Below are 275 nucleotides of genomic sequence, written 5' to 3' on the forward strand. Positions count from 1 at the left end.
GCGGTGACCGTCTTCGTCAGACGGCGATGAGTGCGCGCACCCCATCCGTATCCATGTTAGCGCCTTCGCCGCCCGCGACGATTTCACCGCGGCTCATCACCCAATACCGATCGGCGATTTCCTTGGCGAAATCGTAATACTGTTCGACGAGCAGGACGGTCATGCCCATTTCTTCGACCAGTTGACGCAGTGTGCGACCGATGTCCTGAATGATCGATGGCTGAATACCTTCGGTGGGTTCATCGAGGATGAGCAATTGCGGATCGCTCATGAGG

1 pseudogene is annotated in these 275 nt (G+C 57.1%); it reads right to left on the minus strand.

The features are described 5' to 3' along the window. Nucleotides 1–16: 16 nt before the first annotated feature. Nucleotides 17–275 (minus strand): annotated as a pseudogene (locus SB764_RS39970) (ABC transporter ATP-binding protein); the annotation flags it as partial.

Source organism: Paraburkholderia sp. SIMBA_027 (genome assembly GCF_046535315.1).
GTDB lineage: Bacteria > Pseudomonadota > Gammaproteobacteria > Burkholderiales > Burkholderiaceae > Paraburkholderia > Paraburkholderia tropica.